The organism is Pigmentiphaga kullae (genome assembly GCF_004216695.1).
Taxonomy (GTDB): Bacteria; Pseudomonadota; Gammaproteobacteria; order Burkholderiales; family Burkholderiaceae_B; genus Pigmentiphaga; species Pigmentiphaga kullae.
Window position 1 is genome coordinate 1,436,763 of record NZ_SGXC01000001.1, and the last position, 19,057, is coordinate 1,455,819.

At 68.0% G+C, this 19,057-nt stretch carries 17 protein-coding genes; 8 read left to right on the plus strand and 9 right to left on the minus strand.

Annotated elements, in window-relative coordinates:
* The first annotated feature begins 6 nt into the window (after positions 1–6).
* The 5 genes from EV675_RS07090 to EV675_RS07110 all read left to right on the plus strand — a co-directional run bounded on the left by EV675_RS07090 (position 7) and on the right by EV675_RS07110 (position 6,372).
* On the plus strand, positions 7–879 hold the full coding sequence (locus tag EV675_RS07090) for an MOSC domain-containing protein (protein WP_130356610.1): 873 nt from the start codon (positions 7–9) through the stop codon (positions 877–879).
* A 282-nt stretch (positions 880–1,161) separates the two neighbouring features.
* A complete protein-coding gene (locus EV675_RS07095) occupies positions 1,162–2,073 on the plus strand; it encodes a Bug family tripartite tricarboxylate transporter substrate binding protein (RefSeq protein ID WP_165404477.1) in 912 nt (303 codons plus the stop codon).
* A gap of 59 nt (positions 2,074–2,132) precedes the next feature.
* The gene (locus EV675_RS07100; RefSeq protein ID WP_165404478.1) at positions 2,133–3,080 is read left to right on the plus strand and encodes a Bug family tripartite tricarboxylate transporter substrate binding protein; all 948 of its coding nucleotides are present in this window, start codon (positions 2,133–2,135) and stop codon (positions 3,078–3,080) included.
* Complete coding sequence (locus EV675_RS07105; RefSeq protein WP_130356613.1) at positions 3,077–4,777, plus strand: amidohydrolase; 1,701 nt, start codon at positions 3,077–3,079, stop codon at positions 4,775–4,777. The genes EV675_RS07100 and EV675_RS07105 overlap by 4 nt, the downstream gene beginning before the upstream one ends.
* Before the next feature lie 14 nt (positions 4,778–4,791).
* Positions 4,792–6,372 carry a gamma-glutamyltransferase family protein gene (locus EV675_RS07110; protein WP_130356614.1) on the plus strand — a complete coding sequence of 527 codons (1,581 nt, stop codon included), beginning with the start codon at positions 4,792–4,794 and terminating at the stop codon, positions 6,370–6,372.
* 14 nt (positions 6,373–6,386) lie between these two features.
* On the opposite strand, the gene EV675_RS07115 is transcribed toward EV675_RS07110, so the two are convergent.
* Complete coding sequence (locus EV675_RS07115; RefSeq protein ID WP_130356615.1) at positions 6,387–8,090, minus strand: thiamine pyrophosphate-requiring protein; 1,704 nt, start codon at positions 8,088–8,090, stop codon at positions 6,387–6,389.
* Between the two features lie 258 nt (positions 8,091–8,348).
* Here EV675_RS07115 and EV675_RS07120 point away from each other — a divergent pair, with 258 nt between their 5' ends.
* Together EV675_RS07120 and EV675_RS07125 are read left to right on the plus strand one after the other, a co-directional pair.
* Positions 8,349–9,557: an FAD-dependent oxidoreductase gene (locus EV675_RS07120; RefSeq protein WP_130356616.1), complete on the plus strand. Its 1,209-nt coding sequence runs from the start codon at positions 8,349–8,351 to the stop codon at positions 9,555–9,557.
* Between the two features lie 21 nt (positions 9,558–9,578).
* Entirely contained in the window at positions 9,579–11,045 is a 1,467-nt protein-coding gene (locus EV675_RS07125) for a 2-hydroxymuconic semialdehyde dehydrogenase (protein WP_130356617.1), read from the plus strand.
* Positions 11,046–11,051: 6 nt separating this feature from the next.
* Here the strand turns inward: EV675_RS07125 and EV675_RS07130 are convergent, their stop codons facing one another.
* From EV675_RS07130 to EV675_RS07150, 5 genes are all read right to left on the minus strand, one after another.
* Entirely contained in the window at positions 11,052–12,062 is a 1,011-nt protein-coding gene (locus EV675_RS07130) for an Abi family protein (protein ID WP_130356618.1), read from the minus strand.
* Positions 12,063–12,245: 183 nt separating this feature from the next.
* Positions 12,246–13,145: a LysR family transcriptional regulator gene (locus EV675_RS07135; protein WP_130356619.1), complete on the minus strand. Its 900-nt coding sequence runs from the start codon at positions 13,143–13,145 to the stop codon at positions 12,246–12,248.
* A gap of 95 nt (positions 13,146–13,240) precedes the next feature.
* The gene (locus tag EV675_RS07140) at positions 13,241–14,221 is read right to left on the minus strand and encodes a tripartite tricarboxylate transporter substrate binding protein (protein WP_130356620.1); all 981 of its coding nucleotides are present in this window, start codon (positions 14,219–14,221) and stop codon (positions 13,241–13,243) included.
* A gap of 72 nt (positions 14,222–14,293) precedes the next feature.
* Positions 14,294–15,082 (minus strand): alpha/beta fold hydrolase, encoded by a 789-nt coding sequence (locus EV675_RS07145; RefSeq protein WP_130356621.1) that lies wholly within the window; start codon positions 15,080–15,082, stop codon positions 14,294–14,296.
* Positions 15,083–15,123: 41 nt separating this feature from the next.
* Positions 15,124–16,086, minus strand: coding sequence for a VOC family protein (locus EV675_RS07150; protein ID WP_130356622.1), 963 nt, complete (start codon positions 16,084–16,086; stop codon positions 15,124–15,126).
* 238 nt (positions 16,087–16,324) lie between these two features.
* Between EV675_RS07150 and EV675_RS07155 the strand changes: the two genes are divergently transcribed.
* A complete protein-coding gene (locus EV675_RS07155) occupies positions 16,325–17,422 on the plus strand; it encodes a maleylacetate reductase (protein ID WP_242621353.1) in 1,098 nt (365 codons plus the stop codon).
* Between the two features lie 16 nt (positions 17,423–17,438).
* On the opposite strand, the gene EV675_RS07160 is transcribed toward EV675_RS07155, so the two are convergent.
* From EV675_RS07160 to rsmD, 3 genes are all read right to left on the minus strand, one after another.
* Positions 17,439–17,699, minus strand: a complete 261-nt coding sequence (locus EV675_RS07160) for a YfhL family 4Fe-4S dicluster ferredoxin (RefSeq protein ID WP_124687476.1) — start codon at positions 17,697–17,699, stop codon at positions 17,439–17,441.
* 26 nt (positions 17,700–17,725) lie between these two features.
* Positions 17,726–18,226: a pantetheine-phosphate adenylyltransferase gene (gene coaD, locus EV675_RS07165; protein WP_087838434.1), complete on the minus strand. Its 501-nt coding sequence runs from the start codon at positions 18,224–18,226 to the stop codon at positions 17,726–17,728.
* A 176-nt stretch (positions 18,227–18,402) separates the two neighbouring features.
* Positions 18,403–19,005 (minus strand): 16S rRNA (guanine(966)-N(2))-methyltransferase RsmD, encoded by a 603-nt coding sequence (rsmD, locus tag EV675_RS07170; RefSeq protein ID WP_130356623.1) that lies wholly within the window; start codon positions 19,003–19,005, stop codon positions 18,403–18,405.
* Between the last annotated feature and the right edge of the window lie 52 nt (positions 19,006–19,057).

Here is a 19,057-nt window from a genome sequence, read left to right on the forward strand (position 1 = left end):
AAGCCGATGTCCATTTCCATCTCCGGCCTCTACATCTATCCCATCAAGTCCTGCGGCGGCATCGCGCTGGAACGTTCCGCCATCGGCATGGCCGGCCTGCACAACGACCGCCGGTGGATGGTGGTCGATGCCGATGGCGTCTTCCTTACGCAGCGCAGCCATCCGGCCATGGCCCGGGTCCGCACCGAGCTGCGCGACGGCTACCTGATCGTGACCGCGCCCGGGCAGCCGCGCCTGGACATTCCGGTCGACGTGATCGAAGACGATGACAGCGTGCGCACGCGGGTCAGGGTCTGGCGCGACGAGGTCGATGCCGTGGACGAAGGCGACCTGGCCGCCCAGTGGTTCGGCGCGTTGCTGGGCACGCCGTGCCGGCTGGTCAAGGTCCATCCTCAGTCGCGGCGGCTTGCCAGCGTGGACCGGATCGATCATTGGCTGACCGGGCATCCCGCGGTGGAGGGTTTTTCCCGCCAGCATATCTTCGCGTTCGCCGACGGCTATCCCATCCTGGTGGCCAACGAGGGATCGCTGGCCGAGCTGAACGAGAAGCTGGTCGCCCGGGGCGAAACGCCCGTCGGCATGGATCGGTTCCGGCCCAACGTGGTGCTGAGCGAATTCGGCGCCTTCGACGAGGACTACACCGTGCTCGTGGCCATCGGCGACATCCGGATGGCATTGGTCAAGCCCTGCGTGCGTTGCGAGATTCCCAATACCGACCAGTTCACCGGCGCGCGGGCGGCCGAGCCGATGTCCACGCTCACGACCTTCCGCAGCCAGCCTGCCGGCGGCGTCACCTTCGGCATGAACGCCATCGTCAGCGCGCCGCTGGGGGCGATTCTCAAGGTAGGAGACCGCGCCGAAGTGCTGCTGGATTTCTGATCGGCTCCAGGGCGGCGGCAGGCCGTCCGCCCAACCCACGGCACGCGTCCTCCGGGACGCGTTTTTTTATGCGTCCATCTTTAATTAATCGATTTTTGTTGACATAAACGATTGTCAAATAATATAAAAAAATAATCGAACAAAATAATAAAAATCGATTTGTTTGAGCTGATTGCCAGGCATTGCCGGGGATGCGGATTCTTCAGGGGAGTGCTCATGATGCGGTTGCCTTGTCGTGCGCGGGTTGTTGCGGTGGTTGCCTGCCTTGCCGGACCACCGGCCGTGCTGGCCCAGACTTATCCGGCGCAGCCGGTCAAGATCGTCGTTCCTTTCCCGCCGGGCGGCGCCACCGATCTGCTCGCGCGCCGGATCGCCGAACAGCTTGCGCCCCGGCTCGGCCAGCCCGTGGTGGTGGAGAACAAGGCCGGCGCCGGCGGCATGATAGGCAGCCAGCAGGTGGCGCGCGCCGCTCCCGATGGCTACACGCTGGTGGTGGGCGTGACCGGCTCGCATTCCATCGCCAGCCACCTGACGGCCAAGCCTTCCTACGATCCGGTCCAGGATTTCGAGCCCGTCGCCTTGCTGGTGACCGCGCCGCTGGTTCTGGTGGTCAGCCCCGCGCTGCCCGTTTCGACGCTGGGTGAATTCATCGCCTATGCGCAGCGCAGGCCGGGCTCGGTCACCTACGGTTCGTCCGGGGCGGGCACCTCGATGCACCTGACGGCCGAACTGATCAGCCAGGCGGCGGGAATACGCATGACGCACGTGCCCTACAAGGGCAGCGCCCAGGCCATGGCGGACCTGCTGGGAGGCCAGATCGACGCGTTGTTCGTCGATCCACCCGTCATCGCGCCGCATCTGGGGTCGGGCAAGCTCAAGCCGCTGGCGGTCAGTTCTCGCCAGCGCAACCCGGTCCTGCCGCAGGTGCCCACCATGGCCGAAAGCGGCCTGAAGGATTTCGAAGTGTTGTCCTGGCAAGGCCTGTTCGCGCCCGCCGGCACCCCGGAGCCTGTGGTCCAGCGCCTGCACCGCGAGGTGGCGGCGGTATTGGCGATGCCGGAAGTCGCCGGCTTTTTCGCCAGGCAGGGGTTCGTGGTCGCGGGCGGCTCGGCGGCCGACTTTCGAGGCTTCGTGGCCAATGAGTCGCGCCGCTGGGGCGGGGTCGTGAAACAGGCCGGCATCGCAGTCAATTGATGCCTTCTTTCCACACCGGTGCCGGCCAGGCGGGCACCGCACTTCATGGAGGAGTCCGCATGAAACCGCTGTTCGCCTTGCTGTGGATCGTCGCGCTCGCGTCATCGACGCCCGCCATGGCCGCTTCGGCCTATCCCGAGCGCGCGATCCGCTGGATCGTGCCGTTTACCGCAGGCGGCCCGGCCGATGCGATCGCGCGCCTGCTGGTACCCAGGCTGAGCCAGGAACTGGGCCAACCCATCGTGATCGAAAACCGGGCCGGTGCGAACAGCAACATCGGCCACGAGGCCGTCGCGCGCGCCGAACCCGACGGCTACACCATTCTTTACGTCGTGCCCAACGTGGTCACGAATCCGTTGCTCTATAACGTTGCGGTCGATCCGGTGAAGGAACTGACCCCGGTGGTGCAGCTGACCGCGCAAGCCTATCTGTTGCTCGCAGGCAGCGATTTCAAGCCGGCCTCGGTGGCCGACATCGTGGCGAAGGCCCGCCAGGGCGGGGTCACCTGCGCCTCGGGCGGTGGCCTGTCGGGTTTCGGCTGCGACTGGCTGCGTTCCATGACCAAGGCCGATTTCGTGCACGTGCCGTTCAAGGGCAATGCGCAGGCGCTCACCGCCCTGATGGGAGGGCAGGTGGACATCATGATCGACCTCTTCAACACCGCCCTGCCTCAAGTCAAGGCGGGGCGCGTACGGCCGGTCGCGCTTACGCGAGCCGAACGTGGTTCTCCGCTGCCGGACCTGCCCATCATCGCCGAAACGCTGCCCGGTTTCGTGCTGGTCGGCTGGCATGGGGTGATGGCGCCGCATGGCACGCCCGCGCCCATCGTGGGGAAACTCAACGCGGCTTTCGCCAAGGCGCTCGGCGACCCCGAGATCCGGCGGCGCATCGAGGAAAGCTACATCGAGGTGGTGCACGGCACGCCGGCGGACTTCGGACGTGTGATCAAGGAAGACCTCGACAAGTACGCGCGCATCACCCAGGCTGCCGGTATCGCCAGGCAATGATGGCCGTCGCCATCGATGGTGCCGGCGACGACGTGGTCATGCGCGGGGGCCGCGTCCTGACCATGGATGCGCGCTCGTCGGTGGCCAGCGCGCTGGCCTTCGCGGGCGGCCGGTTGACCGCGGTGGGCTCGGATGCCGGCGTGTCCGCGCGGATAGGCAAGCGTACCCGGGTCATCGAGCTGCGGGGCAGGACGGTCATGCCCGGCATGATCGACGGCCATGCCCATATGGACCGCGAAGGCCTCAAGTCGCTGCTGCCGTCGCTATCCGGATGCGGGTCGATCGCGGAGCTGGTCGAGCGGGTGCGTCGCATCGCGGCGGCGACGCCGCCCGGCCAGTGGATCGTGACCATGCCGCTGGGCGAGCCGCCCGAGTATCTGTGGTCGCCCGACATGTACGCCGAGGGGCGGCTGCCCTGCCGCGAAGACCTGGATCGCGCCACCGCCGCCCACCCGGTTCTGATCCGCTGCGCGTGGGGGCATTGGCCGGGGCGCGTGCCCACGGTTTCCATTGCCAACAGCGCGGCGCTGCGGCTGGCCGGCATCGGTCCGGATCCGGTATCGCCTTCCCCCCGGCTGCGCATCGAAACGGACGCCGCGGGCTTGCCCACCGGACGCCTGTATGAAGATGACCTGCAGCCGCTGGCCGAGTTCACCGTGTTCCGGCAGGCGCCGCACTTTACCGAAGACGAGCGAGCGCTGACGCTGGCGTCGTCGATGTCGGCCTACAACCGCTACGGAACCACCGGCGTGTTCGAGGGGCATGGTGCCGCGCCTGAACTGATACGCGCCTATCGCGCGGCGCGTGGACGGCGCGCGCCCAGCGTGCGCACGCGCCTGGTTTTCAGCCCCGGCTGGAGCGGTGCTTCGGACGACGACGTGCGCGCCTGGGTACGAGAACAGGCCTCGCGCCTGCACGGCAAGGGCGAGGGTGACGAATGGCTGAGGCTGGAAGGGCTGTTTGCCGAATTGCAGACGCAGCCGGACGATGCCCGCCTGCGTGCATCCTGCGCGCCGCGTACCGGCTGGGCCGGATTCCGCTACGACTGCGGCCTGCCGCCCGAGCGGCTACGCCTACTGTTGGAAGAAGCGGCTCGCGCCGGCCTGCGTGTGTGCGGCATCCAGGCCGGCATGGCCGAGCGCTTCGCCGAAGTCGGCGAGCGCGTGCCCATAGACGGCCTGCGCTGGGTAGTGGCGCATCCGGCCACGCTGGATGCGCGCCAGATCGGCGCCATCCGCGACCATGGCATGGTCGTCACCACGCACACCGGCGCCTACGTCTGGCGGCGCGCGGCGGCGACGCTGCAACGCGTGGGGCCGGCGGGCGAAGAGACCATCTGCCCGATACGCTCGCTGCTGGAGGCGGGCGTGCCGGTTTCGCTGGCGACCGACAACGTGCCGATCTCGCTGTGGCCCTGCGTCTGGCATGCCGTGGCCCGCATCGATCGCGACACGGGGGCCGTGATCGCGCCGGGGCAGCGCATCGACCGTATGCAGGCGCTGCGCTGCGCGACGGTGCACGGCGCGTGGTTGTGCCTGGACGAGACCGATCGTGGGGCGCTGGAAGCCGGCAAGCAAGCCGACCTGCTCGTGTTGCGGGACAATCCGCTGGACGTGGAGCTTGCCCGTTTGAGCCAGCTGGAGGCCGACATGACCTGGGTCGGCGGGCGGCAGGTCTACCCCGGCGGCGACGCCTGACAACTGGAGCGTGCATGGACTGGACTTTGCCCTACGGCTCGCGGCGCCAGCCGGTGCTGGCCGACAACGTGGTGACCACTTCCCAGCCGCTGGCGGCGCGGGCCGGCGCATCGATGTTCGATCGCGGCGGCAATGCCGTCGACGCCGCGATCGCCGCCGCCGCCGCGCTGACCGCGGTCGAGCCGGTCATGAACGGACTGGGCGGCGATGCCCAGGTGCTGCTGTGGGACGGCAGGGAAGTCGTCGCCCTGAACGGCACGGGCAGGTCGCCCGCGGCCTGGACGCCCGAGCGTTTCGCCGGGTGCGAGAGCATGCCCAACGAAGGTTGGGAATCGGTGGTGGTGCCGGGCGCGGTGGCCGTCTGGGCCGACCTGAGCGAACGCTACGGCAAGCTGCCGCTGGACGTCGTGCTCGCCCCCGCGATCCACTATGCGCGCGAGGGCGTTCCGATATCGCCGGCCATCGCGCGCCAATGGCGCATCCACGCCCCGCGCTTGAAGGACCAGCCCGGCTTCGCGCAGGCTTTTCTGCCCGGAGGACGCATGCCCGAGGCCGGCGAGCGCTTTCGCTTTCCCGAGCTGGCCGAGTCGCTCGAGCGGATTGCCGCGACCCGGGGCCGTGACTTCTATGAAGGCGAAATTGCCGGGCGCCTGGTTGCCGACGCCCGTCGCCACGGCGCGGCGCTGACCGCGCAGGATCTGGCCGACCATCGTTCCCGCTGGGTGCGGCCTCAGTCCGTCGACTACCGCGGCCTGCAGGTGCATGAAATGCCGCCGCCATCGCAAGGGCTGGCGGTGCAGATGGCGCTGGGCATCCTGCGCCACTTCGATCTCGGACCGTCGCAGGAAGCCGCGCTGCGCGCGCACCTGCAGATCGAAGCGATGAAGATCGCCTTCGCCGACATCTACGGGCACGTCGCCGACCCCGCCATGATGCGGATGGATCCGGCGCAACTGCTCGCCCCCGCCTACCTGGCCGAGCGCGCGCGGGGCATCAATCCGCGCCGGGCGGGCCGCTACGAGGCGTGCGACATACCGCGTCATTCCACCGTCTACCTCGCCGCCGCCGACCGAGGCGGCATGGTGGTCTCTTTCATCCAGTCCAATTTCCAGGGGTTCGGGTCGGGCGTGGTGGTGCCGGGCACCGGCGTCAGTCTGCACAATCGGGCGTCGGGCTTCTCCCTGCGTCCCGGCCATCCCAACCAGGTCGGCGGCGCCAAGCAACCCTTTCACACCATCATTCCCGGCCTGCTGCTGCGCGATGGCGCGCCGTGGGGAGCGGTCGGCGTGGTCGGAGCGAACATGCAGCCGCAGGGGCAGGTGCAGGTCATCTCGGCGCTGGAAGACCTGGGCCTGAATCCCCAGGCCGCGCTCGACATGCCGCGTTGGCGCATCGACGACGATGGGCAGGGCGTGCGAGTGGAAGCGGCGTTCCCGGCGGATGTCGAGGCCGGGTTGCGCGAGCGCGGGCACCCGGTGACGAGGACGCCGGCCGGAAGCATGGAGTTTGGCGGCGGGCAGTGCCTGGTCCGGGTGGGGGAGAGCTACGCGGCGGGTTCGGATCCTCGCAGGGATGGCGTGCCGGTGGGCGTCTGATTCGCCCCCAGCTCCTAGCCGGTGGCCGGCGCCAGCATCGCTTCGACCACTGCCGGCCGTCCCGCGCGCACGCTGGCCAGGGCCCGTGCCAGGGCCGTGCGCAGTTCGTGCCTGTCTTCGACGCGGATGGCCAGCGCGTCGCCGGCCGCGGCGGCCAGCTCGGCCAGGCGCGAACCGGCGCTGGCCGCGACCCAGTAGGTATCCGCGGCATGGGCCGCGCCCGCGGGATGGACGAGTTCGGTCGAGACCTTGGGCGAGCGCCAGCCGCTGTTGTTGTAGATGACGGTCAGCATGGGGGCGTCGTAGGTCCGGGCGACCCAGTAGGCGCTGGCGGGAACGCCGAAGACATAGCAGCCGTCGCCCACCAGGGCGATGACCTCGGCATCCGGGGCCGCCAGTTTTGCGCCCACGGCGGCGTTGATGCACCAGCCCAGGCCGCTGCCGCCGCTGGCGTAGAAGCTGCCGGGCCGGTTCATGCGCAGCGTCGAGGCAATGACGTGGGCGTTCGACGGTTCCTCGCACAGGACGATGCTGCGTTCGTGCAGCAACTCCTTGACGGCCAGCGTCACCTCCTGCGCCGTCAGCGGGCCGCTGGCGGGCGCGGGCGCCGGACCCGCCGGCGATCGTGACCGGATCCACGCCAGGCGCTCCCGTTTCAGCGCGTCGTCCACCGGCAGTCCGGCCCGTAGAAGCTGGTCGAGCGCGACGCTGCTGTCGGCCAGGTGGCGCTCGTGCGCCTCGAAGTGCCAGGCGCCCAGGGTGGGCTTGACCGGGTCGGCGTCGATATGGACGATGCGGGCGTCCCGCGCGGGGCCGGTGTTGCGGGGCAGCCAAGGCACGTCGACGTCGAGCAGCACGATGGCATCGGCTTCGTCGATGAGCCAGTCGCGGCGGTAACCCAGGTGGCAGGGGTGGTCGCCGGGGAAGTTCATGTATTGGGGCCCGACTTCCACCACGCCCAGGCCGTACCTGTCGCACACGGCAACCAGTTTCCCGGCCGTGGCCGGATCGCGTCCGGCATAGGTGGTGATGAGCAGGGGCCGGCGGGCGCCGGCCAGCAGCGCATGCAGGTTCTCGACCGCCTCCGGCGCGAGCGCGGCCTTGCCCACGGCGCCGCGCAGCCCCGGATCCGCCGCGGTGTCGGGCGCGGCGGCGTCCCATACCTCGCGCGCGCCCGTCAGGTAGACGGGGCCCTGCGGTTCCGAGGCCGCGAGCTGGTGCGCGCGCAGCAGGGTCGCCTCGGTGGTGGCCGGATCCCGCAGTTCGTACAGCCACTTCATGAACGGCGCCACGAGATCGTGCTGGCGCGTGGTGTCCTGGATGTAGTGGATGTATTCGGTGCGCGAACCCGTCCGCGCCGCGTCCTCGGACACGGGCGACAGGCCCGCCACCACGATCACCGGCACGCGTCCGCGGCAGGCGTTGTGCACGCTGCCTCCCAGGTTCTGGGTGCCCACGTCCACGTGCACCAGCACGAGCTGGGCGCGGCGCGTCAGCATGGCGTGGCCGTGGGCCGCGCTCAGCGCGGTCATTTCGTGCGGGCAGACGATGACCCGCGGCGCCGGCTCGCCGGCTTCGCGCAGGCGCGCCAGCGCCTCGATGAAGGCGGGATGGTCGCTGCCCAGATTGGCGAAGATGTGTTCGATGCCCAGACGGGTGGCAAGACGGATGAGGCGTGCTGCGGCCGAGGGATGGGCCGCGCTTTCTTTCAAGGCCATCGGAATTTCCGGAAGTGGGGGTCGGCCGCCACCTTAGCCCCGCGCCGGGGGCGCCTGCCATCCCCGAAGGCTAATGCGCGGCATGCGCGAACGCTATGCCCGGCCGCTGCGTGTCCGCCGGCGAATCATGCATATCGTGCATGCCGGGCATAAGGGGCTCATTCTCGACGCGGGCACGGGCCCTTCGTATGGTGGCGACAGGACGCCGGCCCCGCGAGTCGGGAGCGGCGATGTTCATCGATCAGCCATTCATTCATCATGACATCAGAAACTCAGGTAGTGATCGTTGGGGCCGGCCCGGTGGGCCTGGTGACCGCGCTGGCGCTGGCGCGGTCGGGAATCGACGTGGTGGTGCTGGAGGCGCTGCGCGAACTGCCCCGCGAGCAGCGCGGCGCGGCCTTCCATCCCCCCACGCTGGAAATGCTGGAGCCCTTCGGGATCACGGACGACCTGCTGCCGCTGGGCCTGCGCATTCCGGTCTGGCAGATACGGGACAAGGAAGAGGGCGTCGTCGCCGAGTTCGACCTCGGCATGCTGGCCGGGGAAACCCGCTACCCCTATCGGTTCCACCTGCCCCAGCATCACCTGGCCGCCGACGTGCTGGCCAGGCTCGAGCGAGAGCCGCGCGCGGCGGTCGTGTTCGGCGCGAGCGTCGAGGAAGTGAAACAGGACGGGGAACGCGTCGAGGTCCGGTACGCCGATGCCGACGGACGGTTCGAGACGATCGCCGCCCGCTGGGTGGTGGGATGCGACGGCGCCCGCAGCGCGGTAAGAAAGAGCAGCGGCATCGACTACGAGGGATTCACGTGGCCGGAACGCTTCCTGGTCACCAACGTGGACGAAGACCTGGCAGGCGAGGGCTTTGCCGAGACCTCGTACGTGGCCGACCCGGACAAGTGGGCCGTCATCCTGCGGCTGGCCGATCCCCGGGTCGGGAACCTGTGGCGCATCGCCATGCCGTCCGATCCCGACCTGCCCGAAGAGGCGGTGCTGGCCGAGGACTACGCGCAGGACATGCTGCGCGACGTATTGGGCCGGGAGCGTAACTGCAAGCTGGTCTACCAGAGCACCTACCGCGTCCATCAGCGCGTGGCGTCCAGCTTCCGCAACGGGCGCGTGCTGCTGGCGGGCGACGCGGCCCACATCAACAATCCCATAGGCGGATTCGGATTGAACGGCGGCGTGCACGACGCGATCAACCTGTCGGAGAAGCTGGCCGCCGTTTGCACGGGGGCCGACTGCGCGCTGCTCGATCTCTACGACCGCCAGCGGCGGCACGTGGCGGTCGAGAACGTGCAGCGCCAGAGCATACGCAACAAGCGGCTCATGCAGGAGCGCGATCCCGGCGTGCGCAGGCAGAACATCGACGAGCTGCGCACGGTGGTGCGCGATCCGGAACTGGCGAGGTCCTACCTGCGCGACAGTTCCATGATCAGTTCGGTGGCCCAGGCCGCCGCGATCCGCTGACCCTTGCCCATGGAGACGACGATGGCCACTCCCGTCATTTCCGCCTTCCTGGATGGAAGGCATGTTTCACGTCCGGAACTGCGCCGCTTCGAGAAGCGCGACCCCGCTACCGATGCCCTGATCGCAGAGGTCGAGGAGTCCGATACCGCGCTGGTGGATGAAGCGGTGCAGGCCGCCCTGCGGGCCGCGCGCGGCGTCGCGGCGGCCGCTTCGGCCGATCAGCGGGCGGACTGGCTGCTGAAGATCGCCGGCGCCATCCGGCGGCGGTTCGACGCCTTCGTCGATGCCGAAGTGCGCGACACCGGCAAGCCCTTGTCCATGGTCCGAAGCGTCGAGATTCCGCGCGCCATCGCCACCTTCGAGACTTTCGCGGAACTGCTCAGGACGCATCGCGACGACGTGGTGGTCACGGCCCTGCCGGAGGGCAGGCGCGCCGTCAACATGACCACGCGCCTGCCGCACGGCGTGGTGGCCATCATCTGCCCGTGGAACTTCCCGCTGGTGCTGGCCGTTTGGAAAATCGCCCCGGCGCTGGCCTGCGGCAACGCCGTGGTGGTCAAGCCGTCCGAGGAAACGCCTTCCTCGGTGGCGCTGCTGGCGCGGGTGATCGAAGAGATCGAGCTGCCCAAGGGCCTTTTCAACGTCGTCTACGGCTTCGGCCAGGATTCGGCGGGCGCCCTGCTGGCCGCGCATCCCGGCGTGAACGCGCTGACGTTCACGGGCGAGACCCGGACGGGCGAGGCGATCATGGCGGCCGCGGCGCGGGGCGTGCGGCCCGTGTCGCTGGAGCTGGGCGGCAAGAACGCCGCCATCGTCTTCGGATCGGCCGATCTCGACGCCGCGATCGAGGGGTCGGCGCGGTCCGCCTTCCTGAACTCGGGGCAGGTGTGCTTCGGTACCGAACGCCTCTATGTGCACCGGCCGCTGTTCGAGCGCTTCGTCGATGGCCTGTCCGCGCGGGCCGCCGCGCTGCGGATGGGCGATCCGCTGGATCCCGGCACGACCATGGGGCCGCTGATCAGCCGGCGTCACCGCGACAAGGTGCTGCGGGCCTGCGCCGTGGCGCGCGACGAAGGCGCCACCGTACACACCGGCGGCCAGGCCCCGGCCATGGCCGGGCGCCTGGCGGAGGGGGCGTGGATGGCGCCGACGATCTGGACCGGGCTGGACGAATCGTCCACCATCGTCCGGCACGAGGTGTTCGGCCCCTGCTGCCACATCGCGCCCTTCGACGACGAGGAAGAGGCGGTGCACCTGGCCAACGACAGCGAATACGGCCTGGCCGCGGCCCTGTGGTCGCGCGACCACGCCCAGGCGCTGCGCGTGTCCGCCCGCCTGCGCGCGGGTGTGGTCTGGGTCAACGCCTGGGGGATCCGCGACCTGCGCACGCCCTTCGGCGGCCTGGGCCGATCGGGCATAGGCCGCGAGGGCGGGCCGGCCTCGCTGGACTTCTACAGCCAGCAGCGCAATGTATGTTCGCTGGTGTGAAAGGGGCTACGCGGTTGAGATTGGTGGACGATTGGCGCTGGAGGACCATCCGGGACGCTTGCGCCAGTCCATGGGGAATCCCAGGAGATCCTCGATGTTGAGGTCGTCGTACCGTGCGAAAAGTGCCTCGAGACTGTCGCGCCAGTCCGGGCCATGCTTGATGCTGCCGCAAACGTAATGGATCACCGTTGCACTCACGAAAAATGTCCGGCTTTTCCCGAAGGTCAATCCCGCCTTGCGATAGTCGCCTGGTGTCACGCTGCTTTGTATTCCAATCAATCGATTGTGATGTGCGACAAGGTTTCTGAGTACGGAAAAAGCATGGAGCCAAGTGACGAAAACGGCAGGATCTTCGACCTTGAATCGCCGGCTGATTTCCTTGCGGTAGCCGGTATTGGCCAGGTCCCTGTAGGCTTGGGACCAGGACCCGAATGTCAGGCATTCGCTAATTGCCCAGCTAGGGGGAAGGGCCGGGTTGTCGTAGGTAGCCAGATAGTGGGTGATGAAAACCGACCGGTCTCTCATCCGTTCGACTTCTTCGCGGACCTTGTCCAGCAGCGGTTTGCGCTGTCCGGGTCTGGCCAAGTTGCTACCGGTGCCTCGAGGGCGGGACTCCTTGAAAATCCTGGCTTTCATGAACCAGTGCGGACCTTCGTGTTTGCTGAGGACATTCGATATGACGGTGCGGACCGTGAGTTCAATGCGCTCGAGGGCATCAGCGGTGGCCCGGCGCAGTTCGCGATCGAACTCGTAGCGTCGAATGACATGGTCGAAGTGAGCACCGTGGCGGAATTTCTTCGTCCTGGAGTCTTGCCATTGGTACCAGTAGCCCTTCATGCGATATCCGCCCACCTGTCTAAGGTAGGGTAGGGCAGATGTTTCGTCGATAGACATCCCTTGATCAATCAGCTTTCGCATCAGATCATGCGGTTCGAGGTGGGGCTTGCTGAACGCCAACTTTGCACCGCGAGGCGGTTCCGAGGTACCGGCATGCGCCGGCTGTGCATCATGGGACATTGTTGTCGCACAGGCTATGGACGTGAAAAACCCGCCTTTTGCACGATCTCGAAAAGAGACACGTTATCCGTGGATAACACGTGTGGCGGGTTGCGTTGACGTGAGTATTCCCTACTCCATGTAGCCGGTCAATCTGCGCGGCGAGACTGTTTTGTCAGACCGCCATGGTGCGGAATGGCTCGACTAGCGGTCATTGAACGCTTCCCGGACCTGGTTGCGGAACCACTGGTTGGCCAGGTCCTTGTGGAAGCGCTCATGCCAGAACAGCTTGACGTCGAAGCCCGGGATCTTCACCGGGGGTTCCAGCACCTGGGCGCCGATGATGCGGGCGGCGGTGGTGCCCGCGCGGCGGGGCATGGTCACGAGCATGTCCGATTGAGGCAGGAAGGTCAGCACGGTGAAGAAGTTGGGCAGGCACAGGACGATGCGCGCGGGGTCGAGCATGTCGCGCAGGAATTTCTCCAGGCCGTCGTAGCCCGGCGGCAAGGGCGAGATGAGCGCGTGCGAGGCCGACAGGTATTGCTGGACGGTCAGCGTTCCCCGGATCTCGGGGTGGTCGCCGCGAGCCAGGCAGACATAGTCGGAGTGGTAGATGCCGGTCTGATAGAAGCCGGTGCCGAATTCCGAGAGGTTGCCGAAGGCGAGATCCACCTCGCCGCTTTCCAGCGCCTCGTCCATGCCCTTGGGCCGCATCGGCAGGGCGCGCACCCGCAGGTTGGGGCTGTGGGGCCGGAAGCGGGCCATCAGGCTGGGGACCAGGATGGCGGCGGCGAAATCGGTGGCGAAGAAGCTGAAGGTGCGCGAGGAGGTACAGGGGTCGAAGGCCTTGGGCGGCTCGAAGCGCTGGCTGACGATGCCCAGCACCTCGCCCACGCTGGATGCGAGCGACAGCGCGCGCGGCGTGGGCATCATGCCTTCGGACGTGCGGACGAACAACTGGTCGCCGAAGTAGTCGCGCAGGCGGCTGAGCGACTGGCTCATCACCGGCTGGCTCAGGCCCAGGCTTTCGCCTGCCACGGTCACGCTCTTCTCGCGCAGGATGGCGTCGAATACGGCTAGCAATCGGAGATCGAGGGAGCGCACGCTTGGTCCTCCGGCGGCACCCGCCGCGGGCGGGTGCCGGGATAGGTCAATGGCCGTTCATTCTGTCCAGCCGGCAGGGGAGCGTCAAGGCGCCGCTAGTCGACCGAGGCGCCGGTCTCTTTCGCGATCCGGGCCCACCGCGCCGTGTCGGCCGAAATGTAGTTCCTGAACTCTTCCGGCGAACTCGGCGCGACGTCGACGTTCAGGGCCTGGAACCGGCGCTTGACCTCGGGCTGCGCGAGGACCTTGGCGATGCCGGCGTTGAGCCGGGCCACGATGGCCGGGGGCGTACCGGCGGGCGCCACGACGCCCAGCCAGGACTTGCTGTCGTAGTCCGGCACGCCGGCCTGGGCGATGGTGGGCAGCTCGGGGCGCGCGGCCGAGGGCTTGGCGTTGGTAAGGCCCAGGGCCTTGAGCCTGCCCGCCTGGATGAACGGATCCGCCGCCGCGAGGTCGGCGAACATCATCTGCACGTTGCCCGTCATGACGTCGTTCAATCCCGGCACGGTGCCCTTGTAGGGGACGTGGGTGATGCTGACATGGGCCATTTGTTTGAAGTGCTCCGCACCCAGGTGATTGGAGGTACCCGCGCCGGCGGAGGCGTAGTTGAGCTGGCCGGGATGTTTCCGCGCGTAGCGGATGAGCTCGGCCACGCTGCCGACGGGCAGGGACGGGGACACGACCAGGACCTGCGGCACCTCGGCCACCAGCGAGATCGGCGTGAAGTCCCGCTCGGGGTCGTATTTCACCCGTCCCTTGGGATAGACGCTGGGCGCGATCGTCAGGGACGAGGCTGCCATCATCAGCGTGTAGCCGTCCGCCTCGGCGCGCTGCACGTATTCGGAGGCGAGCAGCGTGCCGGCGCCCGGGCGGTTCTCCACGATCACGGGCTGGCCCAGGGAATCCTTGAGCCGCTCCGCCAGCACGCGGCTCATGATGTCGGCGATGCCGCCGCTGGTGAAGGGGACCACCAGATGCAGCGGCCGGGTGGGGTAGGAGGTTGCCTCGGCCGCCGAGACGAGTGCCGGGGCGAAGAGAAGCAGGCGGGCGAAGGCCCGCGGCAAGCGCGCATGCATGGTGTGTCTCCGTTCTGGTTATGGGGGCGGCCGCCGGCCGGGCGGGATACCCGGCGGCGTCGGATGCCTGGGTCAGGCCGCCAGTTTTTCTTTCTCGCGCGCGGCCGATTCGGCCTCGCGCAGGAAGGATTCGATCGCCGCGATGGCTTGCAGCGGCGTTTCGATCGAGGGGTAGTGGCCGGCGCCGGCCAGGACCGTCAGGCTACTGTCGCGGTACCAGCGCAGGCTGGTTTCCCGCGTGGACTTCTCGCTCGCGGCGGGGTCGTGCGCGCCCACGATGGCATGGAAGGGCACGGCGCTGCCGTCGACTTCGCGCTGGATGTCGGTGGCGGCCGCGTCTGCGGCATAGGCGGCGAAGGCTTCGGGCTTCATCGCGTCCCAGGACGCCTCGGCCAGCAGCCGGACCTGCGCGGCGCCGTAGCGCTTGCCCGTGCCATTGTCGATGACGGCGGCGCGCTTGGCCAGGTCGTGCGCGGCTTCGCTCATCAGGCGCCGGTGGGCGGGATCGCGGGAGGCGCCCTGGGCGCCCAGCCCCGCCAGCGAGACGATGGAGCGGATGCGCCGGGGTGCGGCCACCGCCAGCATCTGCGCGGCCAGCGCGCCCATCGAATGGCCGAGCACGTGGGCATGCGTCCAGCCCAGGTAGTCCAGCAGACGGATGGCGTCGATGACGACTTCGCGCAGGTGGCACAGGCCGGGCAGGGCACGCGAGGCGCCGTAGCCGCGGTAGTCCATGACGACGTACTGGCATGCGTCGCCGTCGGCCATCGCGAGCATGGGTTCGAGCGGCCGGGCGCCGAACAGTCCCGGCAGGACCAGCACTTTCCGGGGGCCGGTGCCGAAGGTGGTGAATGTATTCATGGCGGCGTCTTCTAGGGTGGGAATCGAGTCCGCGATGGAACTCAAAGGTGGATGGGGTCTTCCTTCTGCATGAAGGCCTTGAGCTCTTCGTGCGAGACGTCGAATTGCGGGGAGATCTTCAGGTCGGTGCCGAGTTCTTCCTCGGTCTCGTCCATCTTGAATCCCAGCGACTTGGTGGCCTCGAACATCGCGCCGCCCGGGGTCCGCACGTACGTGGACTCGAAGTAGCCGCGGTTTTTGCGGTCCGAGAAATCGGTGAAGCCCATGCCCTCGGTCTCGAGCTTGACCCGCATCTGCGTGTCGTAGTCGGGCACGTCGAAGGCCCCGTGGTGGACGATGCCCTCGGCCACCGTCCACGTTCCCTGCCGCAGGTCGGGCGCATGCAGGATGTCGATGCGCTTGCCGCCGCCGCCCTCGGCAACCTCGTAGCGCGTGAAGAGCCCGTCGGTCAGCGTGCGGCGGAAGCTCCAGGCCTCGTGCATGAAGGTATCCATGTCCTCCTGCTCGCGCACGGTCACGGTCCAGTTGTGGAAGCCGCGCACGGCATACCGCTCCGGAACGTAGTCGGACTTCCAGGGCTTGCGCTGGTCGGTCGGGTCCTCGACCACTTCGAAATCGATGCCGGCGTGGGCCACGCGCAGGTACTTTTCGCCAAAGCGTTCCGATTCGCCGGCGATGGCGATGCCGTTGCGGCGGAAATGCTCGCGCCAGAAATCGAGCGAACCCGGCGGAACCGAATACGCGATCGCGGTGAATTGTCCCGAGCCCTTGCGGCCCACGAGCCCGGTGCGGCGCATGGGAAAGGTCGTCATGACCGTGCCCGGCGTGCCGTCGGCGTCGCTGAAGTACAAGTGATAGATGGGGATCTTGCCGTCGTAGAACAGCGTCTGCTTGATGAAGCGCTGCCCCATCACCTTTACGAAGAAATCCACATCGCCTTGCGCCGTGGCGGTGCACAGCGTGATGTGATGCAGGCCCTGTATCGAGCTAGAGCGTTCGGTCATGTCGTCTCCTGTGTGGTGCCGCGCCTCCTCACGACAGGCGCCGGGGCAGTATCCGGCAGCGCATCGCGGGGCACCATACCGGTTTCGCGATGCGCCGCATGCGAAATCGGCATACAAGGCCGGGCCGCCCGATGGCGCGCCGCATGCCTTTTTCGCATTGGATGCATAAGGGTTCCGTTATCGACCCGGGGCGGCCGGCATCCCTACCATGTCCGCCGGACATCAAGGGAGAGTCGTCATGCAAGGCCGCAGGGATCCGTCGGAAGGCATCGCCGCTTTCGTTTATCGCAGCGCGCCGGCGCGCGTGGTGTTCGGGGAGGGCAGCCTGCGCCATCTGGGGCGCGAGCTGGAGGTGTTGGGCATGAAGCGCCCGCTGATCCTGTGCACGCCGGAGCAGGCGGCCGACGCGCGGGCCGTGGCCGCAAGCCTGGGCGACGCGCAGCCGGCGGTGTTCGCCGACGCGGTCATGCACGTGCCGGTGGCGGTCGTCGGGGCGGCGGTGGCCCGGGCCCGCGCAGCGGACGCGGACGGCCTGGTCGCGCTGGGCGGCGGCTCGGCGACCGGCCTGGCGAAGGCCATGGCGCTTGAACTGCCGCTGCGCATCCTTGCCATTCCCACCACCTATGCCGGGTCGGAGATGACGTCCATCTACGGGCTGACCGATGAAGGAGAAAAGCGCACGGGCCGCGACGACCGGGTATTGCCCGCCACCGTGCTGTACGACCCCGCGCTGACGCTCAGCCTGCCCGCGCCGCTGTCGGCCAGCAGCGGCCTGAACGCGATCGCGCACTGCGTCGAGGCGCTGTACGCGGAGGACGGCAACCCCGTGGTATCGCTCATGGCCGAGGAAGCGATCGGCGCGCTGGCGCGCGGGCTACCCGAAGTGCTGCGCGATCCCGGGGCGCTGCCGGGACGCGAGCGTTGCCTGTACGGCGCCTGGCTGGCGGGCATGGCGCTCAACGTGGTGTCGATGGCCTTGCATCACAAGCTGTGCCACGTATTGGGGGGCAGCCTGAATCTGCCCCATGCCCAGACCCATGCCATCGTGCTGCCCTATGCGGCTGCCTATAACGCGCCGGCCGCCCCCGCTGCGATGGCGGCGATCCGCCGCGCGCTGGGCGCGCAGGACGCGGCCACCGGCCTGCATGCGCTGGGCCGGAAGCTTGGCGTGCCCAAGGGGCTTCGGGAACTGGGTGTCAAGGCGCCGCAACTGGACCGGGTCGCGGACCTGGCGGTCAGCCGGCCTTATCCGAATCCGCGGCCGCTGGAGCGGGCGGCGATCCGGGAACTGCTGCGGCAGGCCTACGAGGGCGAGGCGCCGGCGCCGATGCCGTGAACGCGCCGGACGGCGGTCATTCCGTGACGGGATGCACCGTCAGCCTGCGGTACTTGCTCATCAACTGGTCCCGGTCTTCCGGCCACTCGGGATTCAGCTCGATGCACTCGACCGGACAGACGACCTTGCACTGCGGCTCGTCGTGATGGCCGACGCACTCGGTGCAGCGGGCAGGATCGATCTCGTAGATCTCCGTGCCCAGGTAGATGGCATCGTTGGGGCACTCGGGCTCACAGACGTCGCAGTTGATGCATTCGTCGGTAATCAGCAGAGCCATGGTGGGAACTTCCTTGCTGCTTGGGGTCAGGCGCCGTCGCGACCGCCCAGCTGCGTGACCTTGGCGTGCAGCCAACGCTCGACGGACGGGAACACGAACTTGCTGACGTCGCCGCCCAGTTGGGCGATCTCGCGCACGATGGTGCCCGAGATGAACTGGTACTGGTCGGACGGCGTCAGGAACATGGTTTCGACATCCGGCAGCAGGTATCGGTTCATTCCTGCCATCTGGAACTCGTACTCGAAGTCCGAGACGGCGCGCAGGCCGCGCACGATGACGCGGGCGTTCTGCTCGCGCACGAAGTCCTTGAGCAGGCCGGAGAAGCTGGCCACCTGGACGTTGGGATAGTGGCCCAGGATCTCGCGGGCGATCTCGACCCGTTCGCTGACGGTGAAGAAGGGGGCCTTGTTGCGGCTGACCGCCACGCCGACCACCACCTTGTCGAACAGCCCGGCCGCGCGGCGGACGAGATCTTCGTGGCCGCGGGTCATCGGGTCGAAGGTGCCAGGGTATACGGCAATGATCATGCGTAGGCTCCGTATTTCTATTGATGGGCGTCAGCCTCTTCGGTCCCGGCCGGGTGGCGGGGACGAATCGTCCGGCGCCTTCGGCGGCCGGCATCCGGTTACCGGATGATGTGATTATTTCCTTATTTGCGCGGCGCAGCAAATTGGAAATGATGCGTATCAGACGTTTCCAGGCGCTACGCCCCTTCCGCCTGGGCGCGAAGCAGGTGGAAATGTACCGCGCCGGCCTTGTCCTGCCGCAGCAATTCCGTGCCGGGCGGCGCCTGGATCGGCGCTTCGGCCTCAATATAAAGCATTCCGACGTCAGTAAGTGCTTGCAATGAAGATGGCAGGATACGGTCCAGCCAGTCCTGGCCGAAGGGCGGATCCAGCAGCACCAGATCGAAACGGACGGCCGTGCGCGCCAGGTAGGTGCGGGCATCGCCGGTCACGATGCTGACATTCTCGGCCCCCAGGCGCGAGCGCAATTCCTCCAGGGAGGCCGTCGCGCGGCGGTCGGTTTCCACCAGCACGGCCTGTGCCACGCCGCGGGAGGCGGCCTCGAAGCCCAGCGCGCCCGAGCCGGCGAAGGCGTCGAGCACGGTCTTGTCCGCGAATTCGCCGCCCCACAGGTGGTTGAGCCAGTTGAACAGCGTCTCGCGGACGCGGTCGGGTGTGGGGCGCAGGCCAGGCAGGTCCAGGACCGGCAGCGGAGTGCGCTTGTAGCGGCCGCCGATGATGCGGACCTTGTGGGGAGCGGAGCGGTGGGAGCGGGCGGCGGGAGGGCGGGATGAGGGCATGGCGTCGGACCGGTAGAATCCCAGATTCTATATGCCGGCGGCCGCGTGTCCG